Genomic DNA, 21,813 nt, shown 5'->3' on the forward strand with positions numbered 1-21,813 from the left:
CTTACTCAGATAAAATATGTTTAATATAGATTCTGTAGTTCTTATATTTATTATATTTACTTTGTACCTGCTTATTGTTTTGAGTAATAAAGCGTAAAATACTAAATATAAAGAGCTTTATGGTATAAGAAAGAAGAAATGTTCTCATATTTCGTCTATGATTATACTTCTTAGAAAAAACCAGTCGACTATCTAACATTTTTTTAAATTTATTAGATGTATTACTATCATTTGCCTCTGATTGTCCACCTATATGGATAATTTCATAGTCAGGTGTAAATAAAACTTTCATTCCTTTTTGTGATACTTTGTAGCAAAGGTCCATATCTTCGGAATAAAGAAAATAATCTTCCGAAAATCCTTCCACTTTATCATACAAGTCCTTTGATATAATCATAAATGCACCAATTACCCAATCAACATACAGTTTTTTATTGTGATCACCTAAATACGGTGAAAATCGTTTTTTGTATTTATCTGGAAAAAACCTCCCAATTTGAAATTGCTCAATAACTATATTGATTGGAGTATCAAACATGTAGCACGAAGGTTGCAAAGAATAATCTTGATTCAATAATTTACAACCAATTAGTCCAATCTTATCATTTAAATATCCAACTATTTTTTCTAATCCTGGCTTGATTAATACGGTATCTGGATTGAGTAATAATATATTTTCATTTTTAGCATAACTAACTCCAATATTATTACCTTTTGAAAATCCTACATTTTCATTCAGTTTTATTAATCTTATATTTCCTTGTTTTAAATCCTCAATAACTTTACAGGTTTTGTCCTGTGAATTACTATCAACAATTATAACTTCACTATTTGGTAAATATTGTTCCAATGATTTCAAGCAGTCTGTTATGACTCTTTCACAATTCCATGTCACAATTACTACACTGATCATGCCTCTACCCCCATTTCATTAGAAGAGGAAATCCTTCTAACTTTTTTAGCAGCAAATCTATGGATAAAATAAACTAAAATAAGATTTAATACTAATTCTATACTGTTAAAATAAAATGTAAAAAAGCTAATGCATATGGAATAAAAGAATGTGAAACTAACGAACAAATTGAAAATTGAACAGTTATAGTTAGTTTTGACTACCAAACTGAAATATTTCCCGCTGAAAAAACCATAAAAAAACGGGAATAAAACTATCCCTATAAAGCCAAAATCAATAAAAACTTCTTTTAAATATGTCCCAGTAGTTAACCATGGGTAAATCAAGTTCTCTTTCCACCCGGCTTCAATTAATGTAAATTTATTTAAAAATAAATCCTTTGTTTGAGTAAATGAGAGAATTCCTGATAAACTGCTCAATCCAAAACTATGTGATGTATTCGCACCCAAATAGTTACTTAAATTCATGAAATTACTTGTTAAATACAACAATGGATCAATTAAAAACCATAAATTTTCATTCAAATTGAAATCTACCAAGTTTGTTTTATACCTAATATAACTTTGGAAGTTATCAACATATAAATACATCGCACCAGTAAATACCGTTATAATAACAACTGTATAAAGTAAAAAAGTTTTAATATTAATACTTTTTCCCTGAGATTTAAAATACAGGAGTAAGCACAGAAAATATATTATTGGGAATTTATTTCCTTTTAATACTATAATAATTAATGATAGTAATATCATAATTAAAATACTTTTAACTCTGTACTTTTGAAAGATTAGATAGAAACCGATAAACCAGAATACATATACAGTCAAATAAAGGATTTCTAAATATCCAATATAGTAATGTTCCCGTGATAATCCCCCAAGTACAGGAGGAGCTCCCAATTTAACTATCGTTAACATAAAAGCACTAGTTATTACAAAAAATAGGAAGGTTGCCGCTAAAAATAGTTTATTTCTATTATATTCATAAGATATAGGTGGTATTGTTATTCTCTTACCAATAGAACTTCCCATTATGAACATCAAATAGCTTATAATTAATGAAAAATAAAACGGAGCAGATAATGGTGTTAAAATACCAATTATTTGTGATAAATAAAGTACTAATATTGTTGACCATATAAATGTATATAAAAAGATAGGTTCGTTTAATTTAAATTTTAGATTTCTAATTGAATATAATATTATGATTATAATAAGAAATAGTAAATAATTCATTTAAAATCTTCTCCATTCCTAAAGTAGATCCGTTTCATGAATTCGTTTAGACTAATATTTAAGTCTGTTGATCATTTAACTGGAGTTATCTCGGCTTAATATTATTAAGTTTAGATTAAACATAAAGTAGGACAGCAATAAGAAAATAATATTAAATGCACATTTTTATAACGAACCCACATGGAATTATTTGTCCTAAGAAAAATGAGGAATATTAAAAGTATCATCTAACCTATTACATACAAATTACTAAAGTGACACTAGTATAAAATATACTATTTGATCTTTATGTTGTTTTTAACACAAAATTCTGTTTGATCAATGGCTATACATGCAAGCTGTTTTAAATACTTATTAGACTCATTTAAAGTACTAGTAATTTCTTTTCTTCTTTCCCAAACTTTTTGAAACTTAATATTAAAGTCTGTATTTTTAAAATTCTTTAGTTTATAATTTAACATTTCTACATTTGAATACTTGCATACTTCCTGCATTTTATTTTCATAGCCAAGTGAAATAAAAGGAACTGAGTTTTTAATAGACATCACGACACCGTGATATCTCATTGAAACCACAAGAGTTGAATTTTTAATATATTTATTGTAGTCATAAACATCATTTATATTTAGTATTTTTATTTTTTCCTTAGGTAAGCCTATTTTTATAAACTCACTTACATATCTATTGTGTAATTCAGTTTCTAAGTACTCTCCATGCATGTGAGGTAAAATATAAAGCTTCAATCTATTATTTTGTATAAAATTAACATAATCAATTAAAACTTTATTTTTTAGATCTTCAAATAGATCTTCATTTTTAAAATCTGGATGCCATGTTTCTAGTTTTGTTGGAATGAATACTGTATAATCCTCCGTTATTTGTAAAGTATCATCTTCAAACAAGAAAGCTGTATCAACTGATCTTACTGAGAATACGTTAATAGAATGAAGATAATCTAGACTAGCCTGTTCTCTAACATATACATCTGATCTTCTAAGAATAAATTTTGCAATACTATCAAATAAAAAGTTACCACTACTTCCAACGGTATTATTATGAAAAATAAGTTTTCCCCCAAGAAGTATTACTATCAAAGACCTTATCAAAAATCTCCAATCCTTGTATATGCCAATATTTGCACCACAGGGTGATACGAAAATGAATTCTGATGACTTAACTAAATTTTGTAATTCCCTTAAGGTTGTATTGTATATGAATTTTATCTTAAATAAAGAAAAAAATAGGAAAATCAAAATCTGTAACAATCCAATATTCTTTAGACTCAGATCTGTTGCATGATTAATATTGTCGTCATTGACCTCTAGCTTCCCATTAGTATTATATATAATATTTATTTTACAATCTTTAAATCTTTTCCTTAATTCTTGGATTAAGGATATACCTGCAATGTCATCACCAAAATTTTTAGTATGTTGATTTAATATAAGTATGTTCATATTCTTAGCTCACTTTCTTCCTTAAAAAAATTGAATATATTTTAATTCTCATTTTATTTGGTAACAGTGCAACAAAACCTTGAGAAAAAGAAGAAACTAGAAAATCTTTTGTAGAATAAAATTTAATTTTTTTAAGGTGGTATTTAAATTTAAATATACCTTTAAAATATTGAAAACCGCCTCTTCTATTAAACATATCTGCATTAGCTCTCATAAATAATAAGGGCTCATCAATATTATGACAAATCGATCCATTTAAAATCATTCTAGCCCATAAATAATAGTCCTCGAATAAATTGAAATGTTTGTATCCTCCCGCCCTTATTACGTCACTTTTTTTATACATAACCGCAGGGTGAGTAAATGGATTTCTTTTTTTACTGTATCTAATAATTTCTTCGTGATGTGTAGGTAATCTTTTTATCGCATTAATAGTATTAATATCCTTATCAAATTCAGCAACTGCTGAGCTGACAATTGACAATGAACTATTCTTTCTAAATAAATCTAGCTGTTTTTCACATCTATCTTTTCTCGATATATCATCTGTATCCATTCTAGCTATCAATTCATTTTCACACTTATTCAAGCCGATATTCAATGCTTTTCCTAACCCTACATTTTCTTCCAGAGCAACAATTTTTAAGGTTTCACTCTTAAACTCATTTATTACTTTCTCTAACTCGTCAGTCAATAACCCATCCTTTACTAACACAATTTCATCCGGTTTTACAGTTTGATTAAACATACTTAATAAACTCTCTCTAAGAAAATGTGGATTTTCTTTATAGTAAACTGACATTAAGACGGAATACTTTAAATCATTCATGAACTTACCTCTGTTTCCACTTAATTTTTAATATCTACTTTCTCATACACTAAGTTTCCAAAAACCTTATTAAAAACACCAACCTTACTTCCAAACAATTTTATAAGCCAACCTAATGATTTAGTCAGTATTATCTTTCGTCCATGTTGCTCTGCAATTTTTTGCACCATTAGGCTTGTGTTTATATATTCATCATCTTGCGGGAAGAGAATCCCATGGGCTTCAATGTCTACGTATTTTTTCAAATCAGCACTCAACTTTTCAATATTGATCATACTCCTTTGATTATGAATCATAGGAAATAGCGGCGTTTTTAATGCGAGTTTTTCTAATTTAGCATAATTCCCTGGACAATTAGGCCCGTATACTATAGGCGGCCTTAATATAGCTATTTTAAATTTATTATCTGTTAACTTCATTAATTCTTTTTCAGCTTCTAGCTTGCTCATCCCATAATATGTTTTAGGTCTAGGGATTGTATCTTTTGTTATAATTACTTCATCACCGATTTTCCCATTCTTACCATATACGCCCATAGTACTTAAAAATATGAATTGGTTCACACCCTCTTTTTTGGCTTTTTTAGCCAGTTCTACCGTTAAATCTCTATTTACTTTAAAATATTTAGCCGTATCGTTTTCTTTAACATGGACAATTGCTGCAGTATGAAAAACAACCTCATATCCAATAAAAGACCTTTCCTTCCAACTATCATCTCTTACACTAATAGCATCTATTGTATACTTATCAGGAAATTGAGCAACCAAGTTTTGAAATGACCTACCTATATAACTATTAGCTCCTGTTACAAGTATCTTTTTCATTTTGAAACAGTCTCCTCTTTAGTAGCAGCTACCTCTTTAGCGCCTTGATTAATTTCAACTAAGCACTTGTTAACATATCTATCTTCCCCTAATAACACAACACCAATAGTTCTTAAAATTATCTTCAAATCTAGCCATATACTAAAATTCTCTACATAATAAACATCAAACTTGTATCGATTTTTTAGGGAAAGATAGATATTGCCGCTCACTTGTGCTAAGCCTGTCATACCCGGACTAATGTTAAGTCTTTTTAAAATTTCATCATCGTAATCTGAAAGGGATGCAATTCTTTCAGGTCTTGGCCCAACTAGACTCATTTCACCCTTTAATACATTTAGTACTTGAGGAATTTCATCTACCTTCGTTCTTCTTAGCAACTTTCCAATTGCAGTAACACGATCATCGTCTTTCATTACCTCTTGACCCTTAACCATTTTGTCCGATCCCGGTTTCATCGTACGAAATTTATAAACATTAAAGATTTGTTTGTTTAGTCCAGGTCGTTCTTGTAAGAAAAATACAGGCCCTTTTGAAGTAGCCTTAATTAATACAGCTACTATAATCCACAGTGGTAAAAACACTAAAAGCACTATTAATGAGACTACAATATCAATTATTCGCTTTATAAATCTTTGAGACTTTTTTCCTTGCATTACAATCCCTCAATCTTATAATCAATAGGAATTAAATACCCATCACTAAGTTTTATATCACCATCGTGTTTATCAGTCTTCGCTGACCAAACTCTAATGGTTTTATCTCCATCTTTATAAAAAGCACCTGGATACGGAGGAGTTACAGCTCTTACTAATTTTTCCGCTTCATCCATAGTCATACTATTAAATATCTGACCATCTTCAGGCTTTCTTCCTGGCCATTCTGTAGCAACCGCATCGTCTTGCTTTGTAAGTGTAATATTGTTATTAACTATTTCCTCCCAATACTTTGCAATAAGGGTAATGTGCATATCGTCCACTTTTTGATAAAGTTCTGTTGCTGTTGTATTCTGATCTAGCTTAATAACTCCTTGACCAATAACATCTCCTGTATCTACACCTTCGTCCAACTTAAACATAGTTACACCAGTTTCTTTTAACCCTTTAATAATTGCCCACGGTATTGCTGCTCTCCCTCTACCGACTGGTAATAAGGTAGGATGCATACCGATGCAACCATACGTAGGTCCTTCAAGGACGTCTTTCTTAGCTATTTGGGACCAACCAATAATAAACAACCAATCAATTTGGTGTTCTTTTAAAGTACTAAGAACCTCTTGATCGTTGATGTTATCAATCTTCAAGAGGGGTGCATTATGTTCATTTGCAATCTCATCTAAATAAATTCTACCTGACTTATTCTTCGCTTTTTCATCTTTAAGAGTGATGAGTAAATCAAGAGTCCCACCAATGCGATATATTTCTTCAATACAACTCAGACCTAATTGTACACAAGTAGCAAAAGCTATTTTTTTCTTCAAATTATCTCATCCTCTCTTTATCTAGAATCCACGTCTAAATACACTTTCAAAGGCCTCAGCATAAACCATTCCAGCTTGGCCACCACGGTAGGCTGCTAATCCTTTGATTGCCTCATTACTTCTAGGATGAGGATAATCTCTCATTACACCCCTATACTGAGCTAGAGCCTCTATCTTTTTCTCAACACTCTCTTCACCAACCTCAATAAAAGCGTTTGGTGAAAACTGATTCATCGTTTTGTTTAGTCCCCATTCCGTAGATGATGGAACTTCCATGAAGAGTAGTTCTTTTAAAGGTTTAACATCGCTTCTTCTTTGGAATAACCTTGATGCCGCTTGGCAAGCCAAAGAAGTGTGTAAGTGGTCGTTATTTAAATCCGCTGGATGGTGTGTAAAAATCACATCCGCACCAGTCTCAATAATTTCTTTTTCAATAAACTGTACAAGTTTTAAATGTGGGACCATGTTAAATTCAATGTTTGGAAATTCGCCCGTAATGACTCTATCAGCACCGAGAATATTCATCGAGCTACTTACATCTTCATTTAACTCTTCCGTGCTCGGTCTGAAGTTTCTAGCATTAACATCACCTGAAAGGATGCAGACATTTACGGAATGTCCTTCCTGTGCTAATTTATACATAGTAGCACCTGCTCCTAAAACTTCATCATCTGGGTGTGCAATAACAACTAAATATGACATATTATTTACCTCGCTTAATTTTAGTATCCATTCTTCTTATAATAACTTTTAGTAGATTAGAACTTACTTGGAATCTTCAAATCTATTACTCCAACCAACTACTAAACCACTAAAATTGTTATCTACTACTGATAGCCACCTCGTAATATCTATTCAATCTACGAAACAAATACGAAATAGATATTTACTATTTTAATACTTCAAACCGAGTTTCTTCCTATTATATTGACCATTCATTCAATCTATAAATCTCACTAAAAACGCCTCAAACCCTTACCCTGCAAGGTTTCTATCCTTCAATCTAACCACGATAATCAGTTCCTTACCCCCATTCAATCCCCCCCACTAATAAGATTTCCGAAAAGCCAATCTAATCAATATTTTTTAAACCTAAATCCTCTGCTTTTAACACGATATACAGCGATCATCTATTAGCAATTCTTCCTTAACCCAATTCATTCTGCCTAAAAATAAATCAAGAAAAAGAGCCAACCTCCCCACCAACCAAACATATCTCCCCATACCCATCCTGATACATCACAAACAATTCATCCGAATGATCAAGCTCCTCCATTATCAAATGCCTATGATATTCCCGTTCTAAATGATTACGATTACTCTGACATGCAGCAGCTTCAGATCTATCAATAATTCCTCTAACTGAAACAACAGCGATCGCTGATAGAAAACCGAGAATTGTAATAACAGCCAACAACTCCACCAAGGTAAACCCTTGGTTACCATACTTAATCTTATGTATAAATATAAATCGATATTTCATCCCCTGGCCTCACTCGTTTACTCACTTTATTGACTACGTCATTTAGGTTCATTTAACTTCTAAAAATTACCCATTCCCAATCATTCTGTGCCGAGTTTCTTCCTATTAAATATACATACACACAAAGAAAGAATATAGCCTCAACCAAATCAGCTATATTCTCCCTCATGTTTACTTCACTGCAAGCAGTGCTTTTCCCTCTACAACACGTCCATTAGCAATGCCCACAACACGCTCCCTCAAGACATCTTGGCTAACGCTATCATAAGTCTCAATTGTATCCATCACATGATCAAGATTTAGGTTCAAAGCTTTCCCCACATAAATCTTCTCCCAAACCCGCTCATCATGAACCTCATCCTTACCCAATAACTCCTCATACAACTTCTCCCCAGGCCTCATACCAGTAAACTCAATACCAATATCATCAACCTCAAACCCAGAAAGCTGAATCAGGTTCTTAGCAAGATGCGTAATCTTAACAGGCTCACCCATATCAAGCACAAAGATCTCGCCGCCTTTTGCTAGAGACCCAGCCTGAATCACAAGCCTTGAAGCCTCAGGAATCGTCATAAAGTAACGAATCATATCCGGGTGAGTAACAGTAACCGGCCCGCCTTGGGCGATTTGTTTCTTAAATAGCGGGATGACGCTGCCACGGCTGCCGAGGACGTTCCCGAAACGAACAGCGACGAAACGGGTTTCGCTTCTGGCATCCATGTCTTGGACGATCATTTCAGCCATCCGTTTTGAGGCCCCCATGACGCTTGTTGGGTTGACGGCTTTGTCTGTTGATACCATCACGAACGTGCCAATGCCATTTGCATCTGAAGCTTCAGCAACGTTTTTCGTACCGATCACATTATTCTTTACCGCTTCTTCCGGATTACGTTCCATCAACGGAACATGCTTGTGGGCAGCAGCATGGTAAACCACGTCAGGCTTATGCTTCGCCATTACAGCCATCATTTTTTCTCTATGTTGAACATCAGCAATTTCCGTTATAATTTCGAATCGATCTTTATAGACATTTCGTAATTCCATTTCAATCGTATAAATACTGTTTTCACCGTGACCCAATAAAACGATTCGTTTCGGCTCGAATTTACAGATCTGACGACATATTTCAGATCCAATTGAACCACCAGCTCCTGTAACGAGAATCGTGCGGTTCGTTAATGTCTCTGACACACTCCCCATATCAAGCTCAACAGGCTCTCGGCCGAGTAAGTCTTCAATCGATACATCGCGGATTTGATTAACTGATATGTTCCCCATTACAAGATCCTCGATCATCGGTAGAATCTGCACATTTTTCACTGCGGATTGAGCCAAAGAGACGATCTCCTTAATACGTGCTTTTTCAACCGATGGCATCGCAATGACAATATGGTTGACCCCCTGTTTTTCCACTACAGAGGATAAGTCTTTAATGGCCCCGTAGACAGGTAAACCCGTTACGTTCAAATGGCGCATTGTAAAATCATCATCTACAAAGCCGATCAGCTTCACATTCGCCGCTTCGCTTTCCTTCATTTGACGTGCCAGCATCCGGCCGGCTGATCCAGCTCCAATAATAAGCGTACGCGTTTGGCCTTCAACGAATGGGATAGCTGCTTCTTTCGATTCCTTAAGTTTCGTTAAAGAAAAATGAAACCCATATGTTTTATAATACTTCCAAGCAAATCGGACACCGCCGATTAAGATTATATGTAGCATCCATGTAACAACTAGTGCTCGCTCATAAGTATCTTGATACAAGAGTAACTGCATCCCCGCTGTACTAAGAATGGATAAGGTGACCACACCACCGATGCCAATAAGCTCTGGAACACTAGCATATCGCCACACCCTTCTGTAAAGACCGAAGAAGGAAGAAAATATATGGTGCGTAATGAGTAGAGTAATAGATGCCATGATCATTTTCGTATCAAATACATGGGTATAAGGATTAAGGAAAAAGTGCGACATAAAAATCGAAAACGATACAATGCCAGAGTCTATTACCATTAATAGCAACAACCGCTTCCCAAACGTCATATGTACTCACCTCTTTTCATCTGTTGTTTATTCAATTGGTTGGTATATCGTTCTTGCAAACAAAAGGAACGATTCACATTCCTCTCTCCTCTCAAAGCTTATTTGAAAGTATTCAAGAGACATAAATATACGTTTACAACCTGCTCCAATCTAGCGAAATCACAAACCTATATTTATGACGTAATAAGTATTTAAGACATGACAAACAGCAGGAGAAAGCGAAAACTGTTCTGCTCACTCCTGTTTTGCCAGTCATAACAGGGCATCAAACCCCACCTCACACCCCACTACTGACGACAAGCGTCTAAGGTGCTAAGCTTATGCTTCACCCACAGCAGGGCCGAGTGCCTCCGATGATAGTGGCTAGGAGGCATTGCCAAATAATATAACTTGTGTTCTTATCTCTTTTGGAAAATCCCAAGAAATTTCTTCTGCTTAATTCGGTGAGGCATGTCCATGGCGGCCATCTTGCCTTCTAGCAGAAGCTCTGCGTTATCCATAAACTGATAGGTCATTTCCGTTCCGAACTCCTGGTCGATGACGTTATAAGCACTCTTCATATAGAAACTTCTTGTCGAAGTATTGTGTGCGTCTGAAGCAACGAAGTGAGTTAAATTCGCCTCGATCATTTGTTCTGAGAATTTGGCTATTTTTTTGCCAAATTTACCGGCTATGCTTGCAGCGGTGACTTGGGTGAAGGCACCGTTCTTAACGAACTTGTATAACTGATCCGGATGCTGAACGAGTTCCCGATTGCGCTCCGGATGAACGATGATTGGTTTGTAGCCTGCTACCTGAAGGTCAAACAATAATTGACTCGTATAGCGTGGAACGTGATCAGATGGAAGTTCTACAAAGATATATCCGCTTGTCTCCTTTAGCGGTAAGAGACGTCCTTTCGTGATGTCATCTACCATATCTCCATGAATACGAGTTTCCTGGCCTGGTAAGATCGTTACGGGAATATCCCGATCCTCTAGTTCCTCATTTAAAGCGCGGACGGAATCGATTACGCCCTCTCGATGGTTCTCAAAAGCCCCATTCTGGTCATGTGGGGTTGCAATGATGGTTCTGATGCCATCCTTATAGGCAGCTCGTGCCATTCGAATACTATCGTCCATCGATTGCGGCCCATCATCTAAACCAGGTAAGATGTGACAATGGATATCGATCAAAAGACTCACCCTCCACCCTTACGTACATCTATTTATCTAGTACAAAGGAAATATTTTCATTATTTCATTTATTATATCAGCCTAGAATTCGCTTGAGAACCAAGAAAAATGTCGAATACTAGTAATTTTTCCGTTTTCTAGCAAAACACAACTATTTTCCTATTAAAAATAAAGAGAAGCAACCTCTAGAAAACAGAGGTAACTTCTCTCTTTTAGCTGGATCCATAATAATAGTAATAGTTGCTTTTTTTGATGTTCTTCCCATTAAGGACAACACCGAGTAGTTTAGCTTGTGCGTTGATTAGTAGCTCTTTAGCCTTCTGGGCTGCTTCGTGTTGTGTTTGCTTACTACGCACAACAAGCAGGACACCGTCACAGGCATTCGCTAAAATTTGAGAGTCCGTTACCGCTAGCACAGGCGGCGTATCGAAGATCACCATGTCATAGTTGTTCTTTGCTTCTTCAATTAAATTCGTCATTGCATTGGAACCAAGAATCTCCGCTGGATTAGGTGGAATAGGACCACAGGGCATAACGCTTAAGTTCTCAACCTCTGATTGAAAGACGATGTCAGATAGTTTGTTCTGACCGACAAGGTAGTTACTTAAACCGGTTAAGTTACTTACCCTGAAGGTATAGTGGATAGTGGGCTTACGAAGATCGGCGTCAATCAACAGCACTTTCTTCCCCTGCTGGGCAAAAACAGTAGCAACGTTCGCCGCTGTCATTGACTTCCCTTCACCTGGCCCAGCTGATGTAACGAGTATGGTACGCGTTTCCTTATCGACAGAGGCAAATTGTAAATTAGTACGTATGGTGCGGTATTGCTCTGATATCGGAGACTTTGGATTACTATTTGTAATTAGCGTTCGTGCTTTCTGTATAAAGTTCTTATTTTTCTTACGCGCCAAGTGAATCACTCCTTGAGGAAGACCTGGAATGAGATCGTGTCGTACGTGCCGGGCCAACGTCTTCATCCTTTACTTCTGAGATCACACCAAGTACCGGTAGTCCAAGTGTCTTATCGATATCTTGTTCATCTTTAATCGTATTATCTAAGTACTCCAACAAGAAGGCTAAACCAACGCCAACCATCGCACCAAGCACAAAGGCGATCGCTATATTAAGCATAGGGCTTGGTTTCACTGGGCTTGGATTTTTGGGTACTTCAGCTGCAGCCAGGGGCTTAACGTTATTTACTTCGAAAACATCAGGTATTCTTTTCTCGAAGCTTTCAACCGTTTTGTTTGCAATGTTAACTGCTTGTTCAATGGAGGGGTCTGTTACAGTTACTTTAACCACTTGCGATTCAGCTCCACTTGAAAGAGAAATCTTATTCGTTAACTCACTTGCGGTTACATTAAGATCTAGTTCATCAATAACATAATCTAAAATATACGGATCCTTTAACAAGTCATTATATGTCGCAATCATTCCGACATTGGTTTGGATCGTACTATAGTTATATTCAGACGGCTCTTGCGTTTTCTCACTTACAGCAAATCGAGCGCTTGATTCATAAATCGGCGTTAGGACAAAGTAACTAACGACACCACTTACGACTGTGGCTAATACAATAAGAGATAGGATAAGAACGATTCGTTTCTTTAACACATCGAAGATTTCCTTGAGAGAAATCGTTTCTTCCATCAGTAAACCCCCTAATATATGTAACTACTTCTATGATATGGACACATTATAGCACAATATTCTAGTTTTTTACCTAAATTTCTATAAAAGTTAACAATATCCTACGTTATAATTCGTTATTCCTATAAATCTATATATTCTCTTAAATCCTCACGAGAACCACACCATAATTCTTAGTTAGAACTTCCTGAAAAAGTGAGCCATAATAAATAAAAGCGCTCTTATTATAAGAGCGCTCTGTCGCTATTTACCAATATACTCAAGTATTCTAGGATGCTGTCGCAACTTCTCCCTAGCAAGCCTCCCCCAGTTCTTCACAGCCTGTTGAGTCGTCCCTTCCCGTTCAGCAATTTCTTTTATGGTTAATTCACGTAGAACAAACCCATCAAACCACTTCCGCTGGTTCCCCGTTAACGTCCCAACTATTCCCTGGTAAAGGTAAGGATCAACAGCAAAGGATGAATCATAGTAAACGGACTCCTCCTCTAACAAAAGCGTAACGACTTCATCTTTCTCTGCAATTCGGTTCTCTTTCCTCATCTTTGAAATCAACCGGTTTCGCACAATAAAGTAAATATACGAGGATAATTTCCCCTTTTCCTCCTGATAATTCTCTCCCGCTTCCCACAGTGCCAAAAGCCCCTCCTGATAAAAATCCTTGTGAGGATCCCGAATCCTGAGTTTATGAATAATGTGATGAATCATAGGAGTGAACTGCTCTACAAGCTCACTAAAGTCCTCTTTAACATCTGTCACGATGTCCTCTTTTCAAAAAGCGCGCTTTTCCTTTTATTCCGCCGGTAAGGAAAGCATATAGAAAGCCGCGCCTTTCTTCATGGAGACAAAGAGAGTATTTCTTCAACTAAACGTCACGTTTCCAGTCATAAAACAACAAAAACGGACAACTAACCTTCCTATTTACCCATAATTTATGAAGTATTATGTAATTTTTATAGGTATTTAGACATTTTATATTGTAATATTTGGAATTATTCGACTATAATATATGTATTGAGGTGAGCGCTTTCTTACATACATTTTAAGATCATCAGAATCTCTATCCTATACTTCATAGGAACATGCAGATGTGATAGCCATATGATTGCGAGAGGAGGACCGATCTTTCATGTGTGGCTTATGATAGCGCACGGTTGTATACTACTTTAACTCTAGGGGGATTTGAGAAAAATGAAGATAGATACAGAACATTCGAACGGTAATCCGTTCTACGAGGGTCTTATTACTAAGGATACGTTGGCCGTTTTACCTGTTTATCATGAATGGTACCAAGCCCGCATCATCGACCGCTTCAAGGCTGATGTTTACCTAACCGAGACACCGTCCAAGGTGATCGACCTTGCTTGCTTATACTGGATGAGCTCTCCGAGCGCCATGCGCCGATCGATTAATGTTTTACTGAATTGCCACAAGAAGCTACCTGTTGCCATTCAGCCCGAGTTAAACATTTTCGCTTGCCCTACTGCTTCACCTGAGCAGTTCGGCTGCATGTGGATCTTCCCTTGGCACATTGCTGACAAAGGCGGAGACAAGTCAAGCTCATACGTCATTTTCCATAACGGCACAAGAATCGACCTGCCTGTATCCTTTTATGTCTTACAAAAGCAAATTCAACGCACGTGCGAGATTATGGTCCGTTACATGAGTTCCATAAACGAACGATAGCGAGGATAGAAAACTCTAAACCCCGCACAATCCCCCATTACCAAGCCAGCGAACCCCACGGGTTCCCTGGCTTTTCTCTTGCCTAAAAAACGGAGTTCCAAGGTTGCTTTCTTGCGGTAAAACAATGACGCGTGCCAGACACCCTTTCGTCCACTAAAGTGCTGTGCTTCACCTTGAAGTCCACCTGAAATGGACAATTCAAGCATAGGCCTCAGTGTTTCGTCTCGATCGTTTACTAGTTTTATAGGGAAATAAGAACCCCAGATTTATCATCTGCTTTCTTAAACCGGGGATATTTCAAACAGTCCGAATCCTCCTCTTCCATTTGATGAACCCGATCCCTTAAAGCCTCTAATCCGTAAGTAAATGCATAGCGAGCTGTTTCCATCCATATCTCCCCGTCTCCCTTCCCATCTGGTAGCTGAAGCCCGTCAGAAAGGAGCAATAGACGGTCGACGTTGAGCAAAGGAAGAGTGCCCCAATCGAGAAAATCCAGCGCTTCTTCGCTTCCATCTAGAATGGGGTAACCCTCCTTAGTGTTCAGCTTTCTTCGGTTATCGAGTAAGATAGGTTTTATTTCTTGTTCAAAAATCGCGTCGTTCAACAGCTGGCCCCCAGATGCGCGCTCCCTCGTCTCCTCAAGTCTCTTCAAAGCAATATCATCAAATTGCGCCACATGATCATACGTTAGAGCACGAATGGACCCATCTTTGTACTGAACAAAAATCATGCAATCTCCTGTTTGAACGTACGATAATGTTCTGTCTTCATTAAGTTGAATCGCAGCTATTCCGCAGGTACTTCTTGCCTCTTTAGGCACATCAGCTATGGAAGCGTCTCCCCCGTATTCGCGAACATTTTTACGCCCGAGCGTCTCGTTCGCTACCTTCACGATGGACAAGAGTTCCACCTCTCCTGGTGGCTGTTCCATATTCTGAGCAAGGACCGAAGCAGCTAATTCTCCAGGTATGCCATCTATGCCCGTCGCCCCATCAACAACAGCGTAGCGATCCGCTTCTTCATGTAGGACAACCCGGTCTTCGTTCATCGGCCGGCTCCCTTTCTCATAAATAGAAGAAATGTGTCTCAAGTGATCCCCTCCATTAAATAAAAAAAATGGCCCATCCCCTTATGAGATCGGCCATTTCATTTATTAGTCTTGTACTTGAACCTGCACAACTTCACCATTCTTAATATCTTCCTCAGAGAAAGATAAAGGAATTTGAAGGACGCGGTAGTCATTCTTCTCTTCTTTATATTGGAATGGGAATAACTTTTCCTGCTCTCCCACATTTAGGCTTAAGTATAAGTCATTATGCCCTGGTCCAAATTCCGTGGAATCTGCTTCTATTTTAAGCGCCTGAGCAACCCCGCCAACGTTTTTGATTAAATGGTCATGATCTTTCACTAAATTACTCATCTGTCTATTCCTCCCTGTGAAACTTTGATACTACTATTATGCAGGATTTCCAACATTTCGACAACCGTTTCCTCATTTTTGGTATACAAGGATAATTCCACCTCACGCGCACATAAAAAGACCTGATCCATTATAGATCAGGTCCTGAATGAGTTAGCCTCGCACAATAACTTTAGATTTCTTAAGATCTTCCGTTTCCGCTTCCATAATTTCTATATTACGGAATGCTTTACGATCACTATTGTAAGTAAGCTCAAACGTCTTATCGTTAGCTTTAATGGAAACTTTACTATTCTTAGTAGCACCTTTAATATCTGCTAGCTTAATCTCAACTGCATTTACACCCGTTAGAACTTGAACAGCGTTTCCGTTCACTTCTTTAAATGTATACGTTTTTTCTTTTGGTGCAGCAGATCCGCCTGATTCGCCGCCTCCATCACTGCCACCGCCGCTTGCGGTTTGGTTAGAGTCAGAGCCAGATTCAGAGTCTTTCTCGCTTGAGTCTTTAGAAGAATCACTGTCAGAATCTTTCTCTTTATCAGAGGAGCTATCTTTGCTAGATTCTCCCTCTTCTTTGCCATCTTCTTTACTTGAATCATCTTTAGAATCAGAACCGTCGCTTCCTTTTGTTCCTTCTTTCTCTCGTTCAGATGATTCACTGTCTTTTTCGTCGGATTTCTGATCATCTTTATCTTCAGACGTTTGATCGTTCTCCGTCGTTTCAGCTTTATCCTTGTCTGGGTCTTTCTCATTACCTGCTTCATCAGAGCTGCATCCGGCTACTACGAGCACTAGGGCTAAAAGCATTGGAGTCAAAAATTTCTTAAACAATGCGAACTCCTCCTATTTTCATATTAATATTGGTACATTCACTAAAATCTAGTATAACATGGCAAGAGTTTCTAGCAATGGGGCTAAAGAATGGATATTTCTGCCTTTCTATGTAAACACCCAAAAATTCGTTAGTGAATGAATGCACTTCCTTTATATTCCTTAAAAGCATCTCTTTTAAACGAGTAAAGAGTAAGACTTTTCGCTCATATTTATTTTTTGTTCAGACACAAAGAAAAAGGGATAAAATAAGGTTTTCCTTCTTTTAATATGCATGTTTTCCATAAATTAAGGAAAAAATATTTTTTACACCCACATCCTTAGTCCTAGCTACTTTCATTAGTTTTCCTTTCATTCCACAGATGACCATTTTCGGAAATTGGTATTGAAGTCCTATTCATTTCAAGGTAAAATTTACAATGATTTTTATTTCCATGATAAAAAAATCCAATTAAGGGAGGTGGAACCATGTTATTGTCGAATGCTGTTCAACTCTTTCAGCAAAGTCTCGTTGATAAAAGCCGAAGTGAGGAAACGATTCGAGGCTATTTGATGGATTTAACGATGTTCGATCAATTTTTGACAAACTTGTATAATTGTCCATTCTATGTGGAAGAACTAAGCGAAACCGATATTGAATTCTATATGAGGATGCTTCGTGAGGAGAAGGGATATAAGCCTGCAAGTATTAATCGTCATCTGCACTCAATTCGATCATTTTGCCGCTATTTATATAAGAAGGGACACGTCGCCCAGGATCCGGCTATGGCTGTTGAAGCCTTAAGGAAGGAAACGAAAGAGCGCACATTCTTAACGCAGAAAGAGTTAACAAAATTATTAGGATCTATTGAACACCCACTGGTAGAACTGGCCTGTCGAGTCATGGCCAACACAGGTCTTCGTGTATCAGAATGTACGAATCTTAAGATTGCCGATGTCGATCTTAAGGGGAATTTGATTCATGTGATCGCCGGTAAAGGAAATAAAGATCGTGTTGTACCGATTAGTAAGAAGTTGAAGCCTTACTTAGTGGAGTATCTTGATGAATGGAGACAGCCTACTCCATCCGAATACTTTTTCGCTACGAAGAAGACAGGGAAACTTTCCCCGTCTTACATTAATTATGTACTAGCCGAGACGTCACAGAAGTTAAAATGGGAAAAAACCGTGACCGCACACATACTTCGTCACACCTTCGCCAGTCATCTTGTTGCGAAAAATGTGAATACTGCGAATATCAGTAAATTACTCGGGCACGCCGATGTTCGAACCACTTCCGTTTACATGCACTCGGATATGAAGAATTTACAAGAAGCTGTGAATCAACTATAACGTTAGGAGGACAACTCAGAGAATTATGTCAGAAAAGAAACGCAATAAAACACAGGAACGTGTACAAAGTATCCTGCAATTACTATCACAAGGAAAAACGCGCGAAGACATTGCGCTGAAATATAAAATGAAAACGTGGAAATCGATTGATATGTTTATGAGACGACAAGGATATCGGTGGGATCCAGATGAGGGAACCTATTTTCCAAAGGAAGAAGAACAGGCATCTGACATACATATAGAAGAAGATGTTCAAAAAAATGCACCTGAGCACGATGATCGAGCGGAAGATATTATTATAGCCCTGCAGCGGGCACGGGATATACGAGTGGTGGCTCGTCAGTTCCAATTTAAAAATCACCGCGATCTAGGTGCCTACATGCGCTCCAAGCATTATTACTGGAATGCGGAGCAAAACAATTATACGTTAAGTACTCGGAAAGAATCGACGTTCATCGAAAAGCTCTTAGAACAAATCCCGTCATTTACAAATATTCGATATCACTCAGGCCAAAATGACGGTAGTGGCTTAGAAAAGTTTTATCCCGTCTTCGAATTCTTAAATGAAAACTTAGATGGACTGAAAAATTTATTAACTTATCCACAAGAGGCCCAGGGTGTACAACCTGTACAACCCACCCCTTCTAGTACAAACATTGAACAAACAAACCAAAATGAGTATAAAGTCCCAGTACGTTCTTCGATCTATGAACTTATCCACAACTTTGCAGAAGAGACAAGCGTAAATCCAGAGACTTTACTCGAAAATGCAATTAAGCAATATGTATTGAACCATGATCCAGCAACACCTTAGGTAAGAGTAACATTCCCTCTTCAATCCCTTCTCACGCAAGGCCTCAACAACTTTTATTTTTTGAAAATGTTGTTGTTGTGTTACTGAGGTTAAGTGCGATTAACGCAACAACAATCGAAGTTACCTTCTCTAACGGCGTTACAGAAGAGTTTACTGTCGATGAGTTAACTCCAGATGTTGAAAACGAAGTAACTGTTACATATGAAGACGAAGAATATACTGTAACAGTTGATGACTACTCCCCTGAACCTCAAGTTGAAGACGTTTCAGCTAAATCTTCTAAAAGCTTACACGTTACATTTAACAAGCCTGTTGATGAGACAAAAGCTAATCTTTCCGTTAAAAAAGGTGCTGTAACTGCTAGCATCTCTTCTGTTGATTTCAATGAAGATATGACAGAAGCTACTATTGAACTAGGTTCTAAGCTAACAGCAGGAACTTATACAGTTAACGTTTCTGGTGTTACTGATGAAGTGCTAACTGGTTCTGTAGAAGTTAAGGACGAAATGGTAGATTCTATTGAAATTCTTTCTGAGGTAGCACCATTAACTGATGGTTCTGATGCAGACGCGCTTGTAGACGACGCTACTGTTGGTTACAAAGTATACAACCAGTATGGTGAAGACATTACAAAATACACTGCTGTAACAGCTACAGCTAGCACTGGTTCAGCAACTGTAGACTCTGTAAACAGCCAAATCAACCTTGACGGCTCGTACGAGCAAGATGACAAGGTTACTCTTACTATTGTACATGGTGGTACAGCTACAACTGCTACTCAAACATTAACTGTTAGCTCTCAAGCTAAAGCAGCTGATGTAGAAATCGGTTCTCTTTACAATGAAGATGGTAAAGCGTTAAATGAAGACACTGATTTATCTAGTGATGAATTCTATCTACCAGTACAAGTAGAAGACCAATATGGTAATGCAATCACAAATGTTTCTCAATTAAACAGTGACATCTTAATTAATGAAACGAACACAACAGTAGTAGACTTTGCGTCTAACTTCACTACAGTTGAAATTGATGGCGAAGATGTACCAGCGCTTAAAGTTAATGCTCCAGCAGGCGGCGTTAAAGTAGGTACTAGCACTCTAACGCTTATCTCTAAAACAACTGGTGATAGTGCTTCTGTAAAAGTTGAAGTTTCTGAAGCCACACGTACAAACGAAGTTGCAATAAGTCAACCTGCTTTAGTTGTTGCTGGTGAAAAAGCACTACTACCTGCTCAGGTTCTAGATAAAGAAGGTAACCTTGTTGCAGATGTTGATATCTTAAATGACTCTGTAAAAGGTGTAGACGTGACTGTAGGTAACACCACTCTTGCAAATCCATTTGTAGAAAAAGATGGCGATATCTACGTTGAAGTTCCTGCTAGCGAATTATCTACTACAGGTGCTGTAGCAGTAGTTGCTGTTACATCTAGTAACAAAGTAAACACTACAACATTAAATGTCCGTGAAACGGCTGAACCAGTTGTGATTACTGGCCTAAATTCCGATTTCAGCAAAACATTAAAAGCTTCTGCAACTACAACTATTACAACTGCTGACCTAAACGTTCAAGATCAATACGGTCGCACAATGGATGAGGATACGCTAGATGCTTGGTTAGATGCAGATGCTGCTAACAAAATTGTAGTAACAGAAGACGAATCAAGCTCTATCGTAAGCATCTCTGATGTAGCTGGAGATAATGAAATTACAGCTTCTGGTGAATCTGTTACAGTTACAGCTGGTACTACCAATGGTGAAGAAGAACTTACAATGCAACTTGAAGATACTAACGGTGTTATTCAAGGAAGTGCTGCTGAATCTACACTTCGCGTAACAGACGGTACTGAGTACGAGTCTTACAGTGTTGAAGCAGTAGGTACTGTATATGACGAAAACGGTGCTGGACAAACTGATGCTGACGCTTATGATGAAGACGTTAAAGTATACGGTGTATTAAATGACGGTAGTAAAGTACAACTTACAGCCGGAACTGATTTCACTGCTAAATCTACGAACTCTGCACTTTCATCAGACGTTGCAGACGGAACGATTGATGCTAACGGAATGTCAATTAGTTATGCTACAGATGCTACTACTAAAGAGCTTCCAATGACAGTAACAATTAATGCAACAGGTGAACAATTCACACAAAATGTTACTTTCTCTAAAGAAACTCCAGAAGTAGACAGCTTAAAAGTAACTGAAGACACTGCTCTAAATGCTGATTCAGTTTCTTCTGTTGCCTACGATATTGATGCTGATGGTAATGATTTCAATGTTGCACAACTTACAACGGGTAATCCTAGTGACTACAACGTAATTGTTACAGACCAGTACGGGGTGGACGTTCTAGCTAATGCAACTACAGGTGCTGTGACATTCCCTGACTCAACAACTGCTGCTGCACCAAGCGTAACAATCACACCGGTTAAAGGTGAAATCAACATTAACAACAACGGTTTAACTAACGCTACTGTAACAGATGCTTCTCTATCTGCTGGTGAAGAGTTTAACGTAACTCTAACTTATGATAGCGGCGCTTCTGAAACTGTTAAAGTTGTTGCTGAATAATTAACTTTATACTAAACCGCATGGATTCTAATCCATGCGGTTTTTTATGCAATTTAGAGTCTTTATCTCGTGAAGTG

The 21,813-nt window shown here is 37.3% G+C and carries 21 protein-coding genes; 4 read left to right on the top strand and 17 right to left on the bottom strand.

The window, feature by feature from the left end:
* Position 1: 1 nt before the first annotated feature.
* The 14 genes from QNI29_RS19135 to QNI29_RS19200 form a co-directional block, all read right to left on the bottom strand.
* Positions 2-913, bottom strand: a complete 912-nt coding sequence (locus tag QNI29_RS19135; protein WP_231417802.1) for a glycosyltransferase family 2 protein — start codon at positions 911-913, stop codon at positions 2-4.
* Positions 910-2,148, bottom strand: a complete 1,239-nt coding sequence (locus tag QNI29_RS19140; RefSeq protein WP_231417801.1) for an O-antigen polymerase — start codon at positions 2,146-2,148, stop codon at positions 910-912. Before QNI29_RS19140 ends, QNI29_RS19135 begins: the two co-directional genes overlap by 4 nt.
* 275 nt (positions 2,149-2,423) lie before the next feature.
* On the bottom strand, positions 2,424-3,605 hold the full coding sequence (locus tag QNI29_RS19145; protein ID WP_231417800.1) for a polysaccharide pyruvyl transferase family protein: 1,182 nt from the start codon (positions 3,603-3,605) through the stop codon (positions 2,424-2,426).
* Between the two features lie 4 nt (positions 3,606-3,609).
* The gene (locus QNI29_RS19150; RefSeq protein WP_231417799.1) at positions 3,610-4,434 is read right to left on the bottom strand and encodes a glycosyltransferase family 2 protein; all 825 of its coding nucleotides are present in this window, start codon (positions 4,432-4,434) and stop codon (positions 3,610-3,612) included.
* A gap of 20 nt (positions 4,435-4,454) precedes the next feature.
* On the bottom strand, positions 4,455-5,258 hold the full coding sequence (locus tag QNI29_RS19155) for an NAD-dependent epimerase/dehydratase family protein (protein WP_231417798.1): 804 nt from the start codon (positions 5,256-5,258) through the stop codon (positions 4,455-4,457).
* The gene (locus QNI29_RS19160) at positions 5,255-5,914 is read right to left on the bottom strand and encodes a sugar transferase (RefSeq protein WP_231417797.1); all 660 of its coding nucleotides are present in this window, start codon (positions 5,912-5,914) and stop codon (positions 5,255-5,257) included. Before QNI29_RS19160 ends, QNI29_RS19155 begins: the two co-directional genes overlap by 4 nt.
* Positions 5,914-6,738, bottom strand: coding sequence for a formyltransferase family protein (locus QNI29_RS19165; RefSeq protein WP_231417796.1), 825 nt, complete (start codon positions 6,736-6,738; stop codon positions 5,914-5,916). Before QNI29_RS19165 ends, QNI29_RS19160 begins: the two co-directional genes overlap by 1 nt.
* A 21-nt stretch (positions 6,739-6,759) precedes the next feature.
* Positions 6,760-7,440 (bottom strand): PIG-L deacetylase family protein, encoded by a 681-nt coding sequence (locus QNI29_RS19170; RefSeq protein ID WP_231417795.1) that lies wholly within the window; start codon positions 7,438-7,440, stop codon positions 6,760-6,762.
* 475 nt (positions 7,441-7,915) lie between these two features.
* Entirely contained in the window at positions 7,916-8,221 is a 306-nt protein-coding gene (locus QNI29_RS19175) for a type II secretion system protein (protein ID WP_231417794.1), read from the bottom strand.
* A 171-nt stretch (positions 8,222-8,392) separates the two neighbouring features.
* Positions 8,393-10,261, bottom strand: a complete 1,869-nt coding sequence (locus QNI29_RS19180; protein ID WP_231417793.1) for a polysaccharide biosynthesis protein — start codon at positions 10,259-10,261, stop codon at positions 8,393-8,395.
* A gap of 398 nt (positions 10,262-10,659) precedes the next feature.
* Positions 10,660-11,436, bottom strand: coding sequence for a tyrosine-protein phosphatase (locus QNI29_RS19185; protein WP_231417792.1), 777 nt, complete (start codon positions 11,434-11,436; stop codon positions 10,660-10,662).
* A gap of 212 nt (positions 11,437-11,648) precedes the next feature.
* Positions 11,649-12,347, bottom strand: coding sequence for a CpsD/CapB family tyrosine-protein kinase (locus QNI29_RS19190; RefSeq protein WP_231417791.1), 699 nt, complete (start codon positions 12,345-12,347; stop codon positions 11,649-11,651).
* Positions 12,337-13,086 (bottom strand): YveK family protein, encoded by a 750-nt coding sequence (locus QNI29_RS19195; RefSeq protein ID WP_231417790.1) that lies wholly within the window; start codon positions 13,084-13,086, stop codon positions 12,337-12,339. The genes QNI29_RS19190 and QNI29_RS19195 overlap by 11 nt, the downstream gene beginning before the upstream one ends.
* A 243-nt stretch (positions 13,087-13,329) precedes the next feature.
* Positions 13,330-13,842 (bottom strand): sigma-70 family RNA polymerase sigma factor, encoded by a 513-nt coding sequence (locus tag QNI29_RS19200; RefSeq protein WP_231417789.1) that lies wholly within the window; start codon positions 13,840-13,842, stop codon positions 13,330-13,332.
* A 432-nt stretch (positions 13,843-14,274) separates the two neighbouring features.
* On the opposite strand from QNI29_RS19200, the gene QNI29_RS19205 reads away from it, so the two are divergent.
* The gene (locus QNI29_RS19205; RefSeq protein ID WP_231417788.1) at positions 14,275-14,769 is read left to right on the top strand and encodes a competence protein ComK; all 495 of its coding nucleotides are present in this window, start codon (positions 14,275-14,277) and stop codon (positions 14,767-14,769) included.
* Between the two features lie 241 nt (positions 14,770-15,010).
* On the opposite strand, the gene QNI29_RS19210 is transcribed toward QNI29_RS19205, so the two are convergent.
* The 3 genes from QNI29_RS19210 to QNI29_RS19220 all read right to left on the bottom strand — a co-directional run bounded on the left by QNI29_RS19210 (position 15,011) and on the right by QNI29_RS19220 (position 17,020).
* Positions 15,011-15,859 carry a protein phosphatase 2C domain-containing protein gene (locus QNI29_RS19210; protein WP_231417787.1) on the bottom strand — a complete coding sequence of 283 codons (849 nt, stop codon included), beginning with the start codon at positions 15,857-15,859 and terminating at the stop codon, positions 15,011-15,013.
* A gap of 63 nt (positions 15,860-15,922) precedes the next feature.
* Positions 15,923-16,189 (bottom strand): hypothetical protein, encoded by a 267-nt coding sequence (locus QNI29_RS19215; protein WP_231417786.1) that lies wholly within the window; start codon positions 16,187-16,189, stop codon positions 15,923-15,925.
* Between the two features lie 153 nt (positions 16,190-16,342).
* The gene (locus QNI29_RS19220; protein ID WP_231417785.1) at positions 16,343-17,020 is read right to left on the bottom strand and encodes a hypothetical protein; all 678 of its coding nucleotides are present in this window, start codon (positions 17,018-17,020) and stop codon (positions 16,343-16,345) included.
* Between the two features lie 468 nt (positions 17,021-17,488).
* On the opposite strand from QNI29_RS19220, the gene QNI29_RS19225 reads away from it, so the two are divergent.
* From QNI29_RS19225 to QNI29_RS19235, 3 genes are all read left to right on the top strand, one after another.
* Positions 17,489-18,352, top strand: a complete 864-nt coding sequence (locus QNI29_RS19225) for a tyrosine-type recombinase/integrase (RefSeq protein WP_231417784.1) — start codon at positions 17,489-17,491, stop codon at positions 18,350-18,352.
* Positions 18,353-18,377: 25 nt separating this feature from the next.
* The gene (locus QNI29_RS19230; protein ID WP_284526594.1) at positions 18,378-19,166 is read left to right on the top strand and encodes a hypothetical protein; all 789 of its coding nucleotides are present in this window, start codon (positions 18,378-18,380) and stop codon (positions 19,164-19,166) included.
* A 77-nt stretch (positions 19,167-19,243) separates the two neighbouring features.
* Complete coding sequence (locus QNI29_RS19235) at positions 19,244-21,736, top strand: hypothetical protein (RefSeq protein WP_231417782.1); 2,493 nt, start codon at positions 19,244-19,246, stop codon at positions 21,734-21,736.
* Positions 21,737-21,813: the final 77 nt, after the last annotated feature.

The organism is Pontibacillus chungwhensis, assembly GCF_030166655.1.
Classification (GTDB): Bacteria; Bacillota; Bacilli; order Bacillales; family BH030062; genus Pontibacillus.